The organism is Bacillus sp. EB V-12 (assembly GCF_056158125.1).
In genome coordinates this window covers 263,783-276,652 of sequence record NZ_JBUXJL010000001.1, presented here as the reverse complement: position 1 = coordinate 276,652, position 12,870 = coordinate 263,783, and the positions used below count along the sequence as shown (strand labels likewise).

Here is a 12,870-nt window from a genome sequence, read left to right as displayed (position 1 = left end):
ATGCTAATTTTGTGTTAATCGCTTCACGATTTTCACTGTTTCGTACGCCGCTTTTTCAATTTGCTCTTTCGTATTTCCAAGTCCAAAACTAAAGCGTACGGATGAACGTATTTGATCGGAGTCTTTTCCAAACATCGCTACTAATACATGTGATGGATCAATCGAACCAGCTGTACAAGCAGAACCGCTTGATACTGCAATGCCAGCAAGGTCTAAGTTCACAAGAAATGGTTCAATGTTCATTCCTGTAAAACTTACATTAAGTACATGCGGTAAGCGATGTTCTAAGTTTCCGTTTACCTCGAAAGTAATGCCTTCATTTTTGAAGACAGATACCATTATATCTTTAAACTCTTCATATTGGGCATTTTTTTGCTCACGAGTTTTTTCAGCTATAAGAATTGCATGCTGAAGCCCAGCAATACTAGGCACATTTTCCGTACCAGCACGGCGTTTTCTTTCTTGCTCTCCGCCTATTAATAACGGTTCAAATTTCACATTTGCACCAGCGTATAAGAACCCTACACCTTTTGGCCCATTAATTTTATGAGCTGAAATTGATAATAAATCAATTCCAAACTCTTTCACATTAATTTCTACTAAACCGTAAGCTTGTACCGCATCTGTATGGAAATAAGCTTGATGATCTTTTAGCAACTTTCCTATTTCCACAATTGGTTGCATTGTCCCTACTTCATTATTCCCAAACATAACAGATACAAGAATCGTCTCTTCTGTTAATGCCTTTTGTATGTCAGAAACTTGAATAAGCCCTGTTTCATCGACAGGTAAATATGTCACTTCAAACCCTTCACGCTCTAACAATTCGCACGTATGCAAAATCGCATGATGTTCAATTTGCGTCGTTATTATGTGGTTACCTTTATGACGGTTCGCACGTGCTACACCGATAAGCGCTAAATTATCAGCTTCTGTACCACCGCTCGTAAATATAATTTCATTCGGATTCGCATGAATGCTGCGTGCACACACTCGTCTCGCCTCATCTACTGCATGGCGCGTTTGACGTCCATAAAAGTGAATACTAGACGGGTTCCCGAATATTTCTGTCATATATGGAATCATCTTTTCGACCACTTCTGGGTGAGTCGGAGATGTCGCAGCATGATCTAAGTAAATGCGTTCCATTAAATCTCCTTCTTTCCAAATCGTTTCACAAGGAATTAAATGTAAAACATATAGCCCCCGTGATTTTCTTCCTCATAACGTACTAAATCTTCTAACGTTGTACTATCTAACACTTCTTGCACCGCATCACGAACACGCATCCATAACTGGCGCTGTGCTGGCTCTTCTTCTTCTATCATTTCTACAACACTAATCGGTCCCTCTAATACACGGATTACATCCCCAGCTGTAATGTTAGCCGGTTGATCAGATAATACATATCCGCCGTATGCCCCGCGCGTACTCTTTACAAGACGAGCGTTACGAAGTGGTGAAATTAATTGCTCTAAGTAATGCTCGGATAAGTCATGCGCCTGCGCAATTGATTTTAATGAAATCGGACCTTCACCAAACTTTTTTGCAAGATCGATCATAATTGTTAAGCCGTAGCGGCCTTTTGTTGAAATCTTCATCTATTTTGCACCTCTTTTCAAATTTTCACTTCTATTGGTTATATCTTATTTATAAAAAGAACACAATTTAAAATCCTATGAAATTATAGCATAATATAGTATTATAAGAAATTTCAACTTGTGTATCAAAATGATAACATAAAATCACATTGAAAAACTCGGAAATTATTACAATTGAAAGAAAAATGAAAATATTAACCTTCATTTTTCCCATAAAACAGCATCCTATTTTAAATTCCGTAGAAAAAAATGATACGATAGAACGAGATTATATATTAAGGGAGACGGTCCAAATGAAACAACCACTCGCACATCGAATGCGCCCTACAAATATTCAAGAAATTATTGGGCAACAACATTTAGTTGGTGAAGGAAAGATTTTATGGCGAATGGTCCAAGCCAATCATTTTCAATCTATGATTTTATACGGTCCTCCAGGTACAGGAAAAACATCCATTGCCAGTGCAATTGCAGGAAGTACCGGTACCCCGTTTCGTCTATTGAACGCTGTTACTCACAATAAAAAAGATATGGAAGTTGTCGTACAAGAAGCGAAGATGCATCGACACCTCGTTTTAATTTTAGATGAAGTTCACCGTCTAGATAAAGCAAAGCAAGACTTTCTATTACCTCACTTAGAAAGCGGACTTCTTACTTTAATTGGTGCTACGACAAGTAATCCATTCCATGCAATAAACTCCGCTATTCGAAGCAGGTGTCAAATTTTCGAATTACACGCACTAACAGAAGAAGATATTTTAATTGGGTTAAAAAGAGCTTTAGAAGATAAAGAAAAAGGCCTTGGAGAATATGCAGTAACGGTAACAGATGAAGCACTACATCACTTTGCAAACGCCTCTGGTGGTGATATGCGTTCCGCTTATAACGCACTTGAGCTTGCTGTATTATCTAGCTTTACTACAGACGATCAAGCGGCTGAAATCACACTCGAGATTGCAGAAGAATGCTTACAAAAGAAGAGCTTCGTCCACGACAAAGGCGGCGATGCTCATTATGATGTATTATCAGCATTTCAAAAATCAGTGCGCGGAAGTGATGTAAATGCAGCACTCCATTATTTAGCACGCCTTATTGAAGCAGGTGATTTACAAAGCATTGGCAGACGCCTTCTTATTATGGCTTATGAAGATATTGGACTTGCTAGCCCACAAGCTGGACCACGTACACTAGCTGCAATTGAATCAGCTGAACGAGTTGGATTCCCAGAAGCACGCATCCCACTTGCAAATGCCGTTATCGAGCTATGCTTATCACCAAAATCAAATTCAGCTTATAAAGCACTTGATGCTGCATTACACGATTTACGCAACGGTCAAACAGGTGACATTCCAAGCCATTTAAAAGATAGTCATTACAAAGGCGCAGAATCACTTGGAAGAGGCATTGGATATTTATATCCGCACGACCATCCAAACGGCTGGGTAAGGCAACAATACTTACCTGATAAAATAAAAAGCAAGCAATATTATAAACCGAAAACGACAGGAAAATTTGAGCAAGCACTTTCTACTGTTTATGAAAGATTACAAACTTCGAATAAAACGAAAAATAAAGGGTAACATAAACGAAAACGTCACCATTATGGAGGCTTCGCTTATGAAAACACGTCAAGATGCATGGACAAAAGAAGATGATCTCCTTTTAGCAGAAACTGTTTTGCGACATATTCGCAGCGGAAGTACACAAATAAAAGCGTTTGATGAAGTTGGCGACGCTTTAAACCGCACTTCCGCAGCTTGTGGCTTTAGATGGAATGCTGAAGTAAGACCGAATTACGAAGATGCGGTGCAGCTTGCAAAAAAACAACGTAAAGAATTAAAACGTTCTGAAGCTAATATAGAAAAAGATCGGTTCACGAAAACGAAACAACTCGTAATTGACGCCGATTTTTCAGAAGATATTACGTCAAGTAAACAAGATCTTACAATGCAAAATGTCATTTCATTTTTACAAAATTTAGAACATAACAATCCTTCACTTGCAAAGTTGCAAACTGAAAATGATGTATTACAAGCTCAACTCACCTCTCTGCAAAAAACGAATCATGAACTTGAAACGAAATTAGCAGTACTCACAAAAAAACAACAAGCAATCGAAGAAGATTACGCGATGCTTGTTCGAATTATGGATCGTGCTCGAAAACTTGTTTCAGTCGAAGAGCAAGAAGAGCAAATTGCCCCAATTTTCAAAACCGATCAAAATGGGAATTTAGATATTATTTATTCTGCAGAGAATTAAAAACAGGGATGTCACTTTTTTAACCGAGTGACATCCCTGTTTGTTTTCGGTGAACCATATATAGATATCGGTAAATGAAATTATATTAACGGTTTTTCGAATTTATCTATCACAACTTGCAATATATCAACGATTTTTCAAATTTATCTATCACAACTTGCAATATATCAACGATTTTTCAAATTTATCTATCACAACTTGCAATATATCAACGATTTTTCAAATTTATCTATCACAACTTGCAATATATCAACGATTCAATAAAGGATATCGATTTAACGACAAAGATTGACAATAACATTCCTCCTTGTCATACAAGGAAACTCCTACAACAGATTAGATATTTTTTACTAAAATGTTATTATAAACATATACCTTTAAAGGGAGATGGTTGCTATTTCATTAATAATCTTCAAAATAACTCTTGGCCTTCTCGTCCTAACTTTAGCTCTTTTCACCATTAACAGTCTAAAAAAGACATCCGCCTATAAATCAGATAAATATGATTATTGCTTACTAACCTTACTTACATTTGAACTAGTAGTGATGCAAATATTCATATTTCTTTAATACATATAAAAAAGCATATATCCAAAATGGATATATGCTTTTCTTTTATTCTTGCCCTACACGTTTCACTTCTACGTTTTTAATGCGTTCACGTACAACGTGACTTGCCATAATTAAGCCTGCCACAGATGGTACGAATGCATTTGATGAAGGCGGTAGTTTCGCCTTACGAATTTTTGCATTCTCGTCTGGTACAATTTCTTTACGTACTTCTTCACGAATTACGATTGGGTTTTCGTCAGAGAAGACAACTTTTACACCTTTTTTAATACCCTCTTTACGAAGCTTCGTACGAATGACTTTCGCAATTGGATCTGTATGTGTTTTAGAGATGTCCGCAATACGGAAACGAGTTGGGTCCATTTTATTTGCTGCACCCATACTTGAGATAATTTTAATTTTACGACGTAAACATTGTTTAATTAAATGAATTTTGAACGTAATCGTATCAGATGCATCCACTACGAAGTCTAAACCGTACTTAAAGAACTCTTCATATGTTTCATCTGTATAAAACATTTCTAGTCCAATTACTTCACACTCTGGGTTAATGTCCGCGATACGCTCTTTCATTAATTCTACTTTTGAACGTCCTACAGTAGATACTAAAGCGTGAATTTGACGGTTTACGTTTGTAATATCTACAACGTCTTTATCAACTAATACGAGACGTCCTACGCCAGAACGTGCTAACGCTTCAGCTGCAAAAGAACCTACGCCGCCAATTCCTAAAATACCGACTGTACTATTTTTTAATATTTCAAGTCCTTCTTTACCAAAGGCTAATTCATTACGTGAAAATTGATGTAACATTCAGCTCTACACTCCTATTACAAAAATGGTCTACCATGTATTCTAGCGTTTTTCCGACTATTTGTATAGAAAAAGTTATAGAATTCCTAAAAATACATATTTCGAGAATGAAAACATAGACCAGAATTTTATTTCTTCCTAAATACACGTTTAAAAAAGAGGATTTAGAGAACCAAGCGGATCGAGGTGCTGAAGCCAGGAAGAGCGCAGTGTAGAAATACTACTCGAGCACCGGACTGGCGAAGCAACGATGGGATGCGACAGTTATCTAAACCGGACTTTTTAAACTTCCTTTCAATACACGTTTAAAAAGGAGGATTTAGAGAACCGAGCAGATCGAGGCGCTGAAGCCAGGAGGAGCGCAGTGTAGAAATACTACTCGAGCACCGGACTGGCGAAGCAACGATGAGATGCGACAGTTATCTAAACCGGACTTTTTAAACAACCTCTCAAAAAAAGTCTAGACGGTTATAGTATAACCATCTAGACCCTATTCTTACTTCTCTTCTTTCAAGCTTAATTTTAAGTTCAGTTCTTCAAGCTGCGCTTCTGCAACTGGGCTTGGAGCTTCTGTTAATAAGCAGCTTGCGCTTGCTGTTTTCGGGAATGCAATTGTATCACGAAGGTTCGTACGGCCTGCAAGTAACATAACAAGACGATCTAAACCTAATGCGATTCCGCCGTGTGGTGGTGTACCGTATTCGAATGCTTCTAATAAGAATCCGAATTGCTCTTGCGCTTCTTCTTGTGAGAATCCAAGTGCTTTGAACATTTTTTCTTGTACGTCACGCTCGTAAATACGAAGTGATCCACCACCAAGCTCATAACCGTTTAATACAAGGTCATATGCTTGTGCACGTGCTTTTTCTGGTGCTGTTTCTAGTAACTCAACGTCTTCACGGAATGGCATTGTGAATGGGTGGTGAGCTGCGAAGTAACGATCTGCATCTTCATCGTACTCAAGTAGTGGCCAATCAGTTACCCATAGGAAGTTAAATTTACTTTCATCAATTAACTCAAGCTCTTTACCTAGACGTAAACGAAGTGCGCCTAAGCTATCTGCAACAACGCTCTTCTTATCTGCTACGAATAGTAATAAGTCGCCAGCAGTAGCTTCTAATGTGCTCATTAACACATTTGCATCTTCTTCACCGAAGAATTTCGCAATCGGTCCTTTTAGGCCGTCTTCTTCAACTTTAAGCCAAGCTAGACCTTTTGCACCGTATACTTTCACGAATTCAGTTAATGCATCGATGTCTTTACGAGAATATTTACTTGCAGCACCTTTTGCATTAATTGCTTTTACTTGTCCGCCGCTTTCTACAGCACTTGTAAACACTTTAAAGCCACAATCTGCTGCAAACTCAGATAAGTCTGTTAGTTCCATTTCAAAGCGTGTATCTGGCTTATCAGAACCGTAGCGAGCCATTGCATCAGCATATTTCATACGAGGGAATGGTGCACTCACTTCTACACCTTTTGCATCCTTCATAACTTTCGTCATCATACGCTCCATCATATCTAAAATTTCATCTTGTGTTAAGAATGAAGCTTCGATATCGATTTGCGTGAATTCTGGTTGACGATCCGCACGTAAATCTTCATCACGGAAACAACGTGCTACTTGATAGTAACGCTCAAATCCGCCGACCATAAGAAGCTGTTTAAATAACTGTGGTGACTGTGGTAATGCATAGAATTCACCATCATGTACACGACTTGGCACTAAATAGTCACGAGCTCCTTCTGGCGTGCTTTTCGTTAAAATTGGTGTTTCTACTTCTAAGAACTCTTCTGTATCTAAGAAGTTACGAATTGTTTTTGTTACGTCGTGACGCATTTTGAATGTGTTGAACATTACAGGACGACGTAAGTCTAAATAACGATATTTTAAACGCACATCTTCTGATGCATCTGTATCATCAGCAATGATAATTGGCGTTGTTTTCGCTGCATTTAGTACATTTACTTTTGTTGCTTGTACTTCAATACGACCAGTTGCCATATTGTCATTAATTGCGCCTTCACCACGTTCAACAACTGTACCTTCTACGTGTAATACGTATTCGCTACGAATTGTTTCTGCTACTTCTAACGCTTCTTTTGATGTTTCTGGGTTAAATACAACTTGTACGATACCTGTACGGTCACGTAAATCGATAAAGATTAATCCACCTAAGTCACGGCGTTTTTGTACCCAACCTTTTAATTGAACTGTTTGTCCAACAGCTTCTACTGTTACTTTTCCACATGCATGTGTTCTTTCAGCCACTGTAAGTTCCCCCTATATTAATTTCTCTGCTACGTATGAAGCAAATACATCTAACGCTACTTCTTCTTGTTCACCTGTTGCCATATCTTTTAAGTTAATGATGCCTTTATCTAGCTCATCTTCTCCTAATACAGCTACAAATTTCGCCTTTAGACGATCTGCTGATTTAAATTGTGCTTTCATTTTGCGATCTAAATAATCTTTTTCAACTGACAATCCAGCTTTACGAAGATCGAACGCAACTTTTGCAGCATGGTCTTTCGCTTTTTCGCCAAGCGCTACAACGTAACAATCAATGCTATGTTCAAGTGGTAATTCAATGTTTTCAGCTTTTAGCGCCATAATTAAACGTTCAATACTCATTGCAAAACCGATACCTGGCATTTCTGGTCCACCGATTTCTTGTACAAGTCCGTTATAACGGCCACCACCGCTTAATGTAGTGATCGCACCGAAACCTTCTGCCTCACTCATAATTTCAAAAACAGTGTGTTGATAGTAGTCTAAACCACGCACTAAGTTCGGATCTTTTTCAAATGGAACATCCATCATCGTTAATAGTTCTTGAACTTTGTCATAGTATACTGCTGAATCTTCGTTTAAGTATTCTGTAATAGATGGTGCTGTTCCCATTAATTCATGGTTACGGTCCTTCTTACAGTCTAAAATTCGAAGTGGGTTCTTTTCTAAGCGAGATTGACAGTCAGAACAGAATTCGCCGATACGTGGCTCAAAGTGTGCGATTAATGCATCACGGTGTGCTTGACGGCTCGCTGCGTCACCTAAACTGTTTAATACAACTTTAATATTTTTTAAGCCCATGCCGCGGTAAAATTCAACAGCAAGTGCAATTACTTCTGCATCAATTGCAGGGTCATTACTGCCGATTGCTTCGATACCGAATTGTACGAATTGACGATAGCGACCTGCTTGTGGTCTTTCATAACGGAACATTTGACCGATATAGTATAATTTCGTTGGTTGTGTCGCATCACCAAACATTTTATTTTCAACGTAAGAACGTACAACAGGTGCAGTACCTTCTGGACGTAATGTTAAGCTACGCTCTCCACGATCTTGGAATGAGTACATTTCTTTTTGTACGATATCTGTCGTATCACCAACACCGCGTAAAAATAGCTCAGTGTGTTCAAAGATTGGTGTACGAATTTCTTTATAATTGTAACGACGGCAAATTTCGCGTGCTTGCCCTTCGATATACTGCCATAACTCAACAGTGCCTGGAAGAATATCTTGCGTTCCGCGTGGGATTTGAATAGACATATTCAGTTCCTCCTCAAATTGTTTTAATCTTAATAAAAATAAAAAAACTCCCGCCTCTACTGTTTAAACAGTAGGGACGAGAGTATTATACCCGTGGTGCCACCCTAATTGAAGCACGTATGCTTCCACTTTTTTAATAACGCTTAAATATGCGTTCATCCCTACTAAGCATATATGCCGTTCAAGTTGAAACCTCTAGAGTGTCATTCAATCAGTCATCATGCAGAAATGTTTTCAGCCTAAGACATTCCTTCTCTTTCCATGTGTGTCTCATTTACTCTTCTCTATCAACGGTTATATTCATATGTAAATATAAAATTACTATACGTTTGTTAAGTAGGATTGTCAAGTGCTCTAAGAACGTTCAATCTGCTTCTTTAAACGCTTTACATCTTGAAGAGAAATCCCAAACTCGGAAGCAAGCTCCATTGAAGTATTGTTTTGCTCTTTTGAAATAAAATCATGAAAATTCACGTTAAACAGTTGATTTGCACCATTTGTAACAGAATGCCCTTTTTCATTCATACGCATACGTATATCCCTCACATTCAATATGGATGTTTTACTTTTTATTGTTCCATATTGATGAGAGAGTTATACATAACCGAAACTGCTATTGATTCCAAATAAATGAACAAAACATACAACAATGTATAAAAAAGAGAGGATTATATAACCCTCTCTTTTTTATCAACACTATTTACTTTCTACAATTAAGGTCACCGGACCATCATTGATCAAAGAAACGTCCATCATTGCTCCAAACTTTCCTGTTTCCACATGTAATCCTTGTTTACGAACTTCTTCATTAAAGAAATCGTATAAACGCTCTGCATAGTCAGGTTTCGCAGCATCCATAAAGTTTGGACGTCTGCCCTTGCGGCAATCTCCGTATAATGTGAATTGCGAAATAGATAGAACTTGTCCTTCTACATCAAGTACAGAATGATTCATCTTTCCGCTCTCATCTTCAAAAATACGTAAGTTTGCAATTTTTTCCGCAATGTAAGTTGCATCTTTTTCTGTATCTTCGTGCGTAATGCCAACTAGTAATGTTAAACCGAACGGAATTTGTCCTACGATCTCACCGTCTACTGTGACAGACGCTTTCTTTGATCGTTGTAAAACAACTCTCATCTTTCTACACTCCCTATTAATGCATCATGCGTCGTACTGCATAAATTTCTGGAACGCGTTTAATGCGTTCTACTACTTTTTTCAAGTGTTGTAAGTTACGAATCGAGATTGACATATTAATTGTTGCCATCTTATTACGGTCACTTCTACCAGAAACAGCTGAAATGTATGTTTTCGTCTCTGTAACAGCTTGCAGTACTTCATTTAATAAACCGCGGCGATCGTAACCTGAAATTTCAATATCAACGTTATACTCAATTTCTTTTTCAGGGCTACCTTCCCACTCTACCTCTAATAATCGTTCTACAGCTTCTTCTGTATGAACATTTACACAATCACGGCGGTGAATTGATACACCTCGGCCTTTCGTAATATACCCAACGATATCATCGCCCGGAACTGGGTTACAGCATTTCGATAAACGGATTAATAAATTATCAGCACCGCTTACCTTTACACCAGAATCCCATTTTCGAATTTTCATCGGTTTACGGACTTCTTTAACTTCAACAATTTCTTCTTCTTCGCGTTGTTTGCGGAACTTGTCCGTTAGTCGCGTAACAATTTGCGAAGCTGTAATTCCGCTATATCCAACTGCTGCAAACATATCTTCTTCATTTGCAAAGTTAAATTTCTCAGCGACGCGTTTTAAGTTATCCGGCGCCAATACTTCTTTCATCTCATACTCTAGACCACGTACTTCCTTTTCAACAAGTTCACGGCCTTTTTCAATATTTTCGTCTCTACGTTGTTTCTTAAAGAATTGACGAATTTTATTTTTCGCATGAGATGTTTGAGCAAGTTTTACCCAATCCTGGCTTGGGCCATATGAATGTTTCGACGTTAAAATTTCAATGATGTCGCCTGTTTTTAATTTATAATCCAGCGTCACCATTTTCCCATTTACTTTTGCACCAATTGTTTTATTCCCAATTTCCGAATGGACACGATACGCGAAATCAATTGGAACAGATCCAAGTGGTAATTCCATTACATCGCCTTTCGGTGTAAAGACGAATACCATGTCAGAGAATAAATCAATTTTTAATGACTCCATAAATTCTTCTGCATTAGAAGCTTCATTTTGCCATTCTAATATTTGACGGAACCATGTGAGTTTCTTCTCTAATGTACCTGTTGTTTCTGCTGTTTTTCCTTCTTTGTATGCCCAGTGTGCCGCGATCCCAAATTCTGCAATTTCATGCATTTCTTTCGTACGAATTTGCACTTCAAGTGGATCACCTTTCGGTCCAATTACAGTCGTATGAAGAGATTGATATAGATTTGCTTTTGGCATTGCAATATAATCTTTAAAACGACCTGGCATCGGCTTCCAGCACGTATGAATAATTCCAAGCACCGCATAACAATCTTTAATACTATTTACAACGACACGTACAGCTAATAAATCGTAAATTTCATTGAACTGCTTATTTTGCAGTGCCATTTTACGATAAATACTGTAAATATGTTTCGGTCTTCCAGAAATCTCAGGTTGAATTGCAACTTCTTTTAATTTCTCACGAATACCAGTCATTACTTCGTCTAAATATTCTTCACGTTCTGCACGTTTACGCTTCATTAAATTTACAATACGATAATATTGTTGTGGATTTAAATAGCGAAGTGACGTATCCTCTAGCTCCCATTTAATAGTACTAATTCCGAGTCTATGTGCCAAAGGTGCAAAGATTTCTAACGTTTCATTCGCTATGCGACGCTGCTTCTCTTGAGGCAAATGTTTCAATGTACGCATGTTATGAAGACGATCAGCTAGTTTAATTAAAATAACTCGAATATCTTGAGCCATTGCAATAAACATTTTGCGATGGTTTTCTGCTTGTTGTTGTTCGTGAGATTTATATTTGATCTTCCCAAGCTTTGTAACGCCATCAACAAGCATAGCAATTTCTTTGTTAAATTCCCGTTCAATATCTTCTAACGTAATCTCTGTATCTTCCACTACATCATGTAAGAAACCTGCTGATACCGTAGCTGGATCCATGTGTAAATCAACTAAAATACCTGCAACTTGAATCGGATGAATAATATACGGTTCACCCGATTTTCTATATTGTTCGCTATGCGCATCACGTGCATATTCATAGGCACGTGCCACTAGCTCAATATCTTCATCCGCTAAATATTGACTTGCTTTCTCGAGTACCTGTTCAGCTGTTAGTACCTGCTCATTTGCCATCGAATCACCTTTTATTGAAAATTGACTTTATCTTTATTTAATAGAATAAATTATATTCTATCATTATAACCCAATGATTGTGAATTGTGAAAAGGAAAAGATTTTACTGACATTTCACCATAATTTTTTGTTCAATTATACAAAAGTACCCGCTCCTCTCCAAGAGATTCACGGGTACTTTTTATCACCGTAGTTTTACCTATATAGTGATTAGTATTTTTCTAATACTAATACATCGTAACCATCTAACATTTTACGACCATCTAAGTAAGTAAGTTCTACTAAGAATGCAATTCCTGCTACAACTCCGCCTAGCTCTTCAACTAACTTAATTGTCGCTTCGATTGTTCCACCTGTAGCTAATAGATCATCTGTAATTAATACGCGCTGACCTGGCTTAATTGCATCTTTATGGATTGTTAAAACATCTTTACCATATTCTTTACCGTAGTCAACTGTAATTACTTCACGTGGTAATTTTCCTAATTTACGAACTGGCGCAAATCCTACTTCTAACGCATAAGAAACTGGGCAACCGATAATGAAACCACGAGCTTCTGGTCCTACTACAACATCGATATCTCTTTCTTTTGCGTACTCAACGATTGCGTCTGTTGCTGCTTTGTATGCTTTACCGTCATTCATTAAAGGTGTAATGTCTTTAAACACAATACCTTCTTTCGGATAATCCGGTACAATTGCGATATGTTGCTTGAAATCCATATTTCTGAATC

The 12,870-nt window shown here is 37.8% G+C and carries 11 protein-coding genes and 1 other annotated feature; of the genes, 2 read left to right on the top strand and 9 right to left on the bottom strand.

The features are described 5' to 3' along the window. Nucleotides 1–3 precede the first annotated feature (3 nt). Both ACZDYH_RS01420 and cymR read right to left on the bottom strand, forming a co-directional pair. The gene (locus ACZDYH_RS01420) at nt 4–1,149 is read right to left on the bottom strand and encodes a cysteine desulfurase family protein (protein ID WP_000439881.1); all 1,146 of its coding nucleotides are present in this window, start codon (nt 1,147–1,149) and stop codon (nt 4–6) included. 35 nt (nt 1,150–1,184) lie between these two features. Then, a complete protein-coding gene (gene cymR, locus ACZDYH_RS01415; protein WP_000704116.1) occupies nt 1,185–1,601 on the bottom strand; it encodes a cysteine metabolism transcriptional regulator CymR in 417 nt (138 codons plus the stop codon). 293 nt (nt 1,602–1,894) lie between these two features. Here cymR and ACZDYH_RS01410 point away from each other — a divergent pair, with 293 nt between their 5' ends. Together ACZDYH_RS01410 and ACZDYH_RS01405 are read left to right on the top strand one after the other, a co-directional pair. Further along, a complete protein-coding gene (locus tag ACZDYH_RS01410; RefSeq protein WP_000812943.1) occupies nt 1,895–3,181 on the top strand; it encodes a replication-associated recombination protein A in 1,287 nt (428 codons plus the stop codon). A gap of 37 nt (nt 3,182–3,218) precedes the next feature. After that, nucleotides 3,219–3,860 carry an RsfA family transcriptional regulator gene (locus tag ACZDYH_RS01405; RefSeq protein ID WP_000857710.1) on the top strand — a complete coding sequence of 214 codons (642 nt, stop codon included), beginning with the start codon at nt 3,219–3,221 and terminating at the stop codon, nt 3,858–3,860. 615 nt (nt 3,861–4,475) lie between these two features. On the opposite strand, the gene ACZDYH_RS01400 is transcribed toward ACZDYH_RS01405, so the two are convergent. From ACZDYH_RS01400 to ACZDYH_RS01370, 7 genes are all read right to left on the bottom strand, one after another. After that, complete coding sequence (locus tag ACZDYH_RS01400; RefSeq protein ID WP_000903179.1) at nt 4,476–5,243, bottom strand: tRNA threonylcarbamoyladenosine dehydratase; 768 nt, start codon at nt 5,241–5,243, stop codon at nt 4,476–4,478. Nucleotides 5,244–5,739: 496 nt separating this feature from the next. Further along, on the bottom strand, nt 5,740–7,515 hold the full coding sequence (gene aspS / locus ACZDYH_RS01395) for an aspartate--tRNA ligase (RefSeq protein WP_000840891.1): 1,776 nt from the start codon (nt 7,513–7,515) through the stop codon (nt 5,740–5,742). A gap of 12 nt (nt 7,516–7,527) precedes the next feature. Then, a complete protein-coding gene (gene hisS / locus ACZDYH_RS01390) occupies nt 7,528–8,799 on the bottom strand; it encodes a histidine--tRNA ligase (protein WP_000027084.1) in 1,272 nt (423 codons plus the stop codon). Between the two features lie 69 nt (nt 8,800–8,868). Next, nucleotides 8,869–9,099, bottom strand: a binding site (T-box leader). Between the two features lie 54 nt (nt 9,100–9,153). Continuing rightward, entirely contained in the window at nt 9,154–9,330 is a 177-nt protein-coding gene (locus ACZDYH_RS01385) for a hypothetical protein (protein ID WP_001242605.1), read from the bottom strand. Between the two features lie 165 nt (nt 9,331–9,495). Next, nucleotides 9,496–9,936: a D-tyrosyl-tRNA(Tyr) deacylase gene (locus ACZDYH_RS01380; protein ID WP_001266965.1), complete on the bottom strand. Its 441-nt coding sequence runs from the start codon at nt 9,934–9,936 to the stop codon at nt 9,496–9,498. 16 nt (nt 9,937–9,952) lie between these two features. Beyond that, nucleotides 9,953–12,136, bottom strand: a complete 2,184-nt coding sequence (gene relA, locus ACZDYH_RS01375; RefSeq protein ID WP_001262795.1) for a GTP diphosphokinase — start codon at nt 12,134–12,136, stop codon at nt 9,953–9,955. A 210-nt stretch (nt 12,137–12,346) separates the two neighbouring features. After that, nucleotides 12,347–12,859, bottom strand: coding sequence for an adenine phosphoribosyltransferase (locus ACZDYH_RS01370; protein WP_000346215.1), 513 nt, complete (start codon nt 12,857–12,859; stop codon nt 12,347–12,349). Nucleotides 12,860–12,870 lie beyond the last annotated feature (11 nt).

Bases quoted from the DNA above. Each gene is read 5' to 3' on its own strand.
- ACZDYH_RS01405 (WP_000857710.1), top strand. From the start codon at position 3,219: ATGAAAACACGTCAAGATGCATGGACAAAAGAAGATGATCTCCTTTTA.
- ACZDYH_RS01370 (WP_000346215.1), bottom strand. From the start codon at position 12,859: ATGGATTTCAAGCAACATATCGCAATTGTACCGGATTATCCGAAAGAA.
- ACZDYH_RS01400 (WP_000903179.1), bottom strand. From the start codon at position 5,243: ATGTTACATCAATTTTCACGTAATGAATTAGCCTTTGGTAAAGAAGGA.
- hisS (WP_000027084.1), bottom strand. From the start codon at position 8,799: ATGTCTATTCAAATCCCACGCGGAACGCAAGATATTCTTCCAGGCACT.
- relA (WP_001262795.1), bottom strand. From the start codon at position 12,136: ATGGCAAATGAGCAGGTACTAACAGCTGAACAGGTACTCGAGAAAGCA.
- ACZDYH_RS01420 (WP_000439881.1), bottom strand. From the start codon at position 1,149: ATGGAACGCATTTACTTAGATCATGCTGCGACATCTCCGACTCACCCA.
- ACZDYH_RS01385 (WP_001242605.1), bottom strand. From the start codon at position 9,330: ATGCGTATGAATGAAAAAGGGCATTCTGTTACAAATGGTGCAAATCAA.
- ACZDYH_RS01410 (WP_000812943.1), top strand. From the start codon at position 1,895: ATGAAACAACCACTCGCACATCGAATGCGCCCTACAAATATTCAAGAA.
- ACZDYH_RS01380 (WP_001266965.1), bottom strand. From the start codon at position 9,936: ATGAGAGTTGTTTTACAACGATCAAAGAAAGCGTCTGTCACAGTAGAC.
- cymR (WP_000704116.1), bottom strand. From the start codon at position 1,601: ATGAAGATTTCAACAAAAGGCCGCTACGGCTTAACAATTATGATCGAT.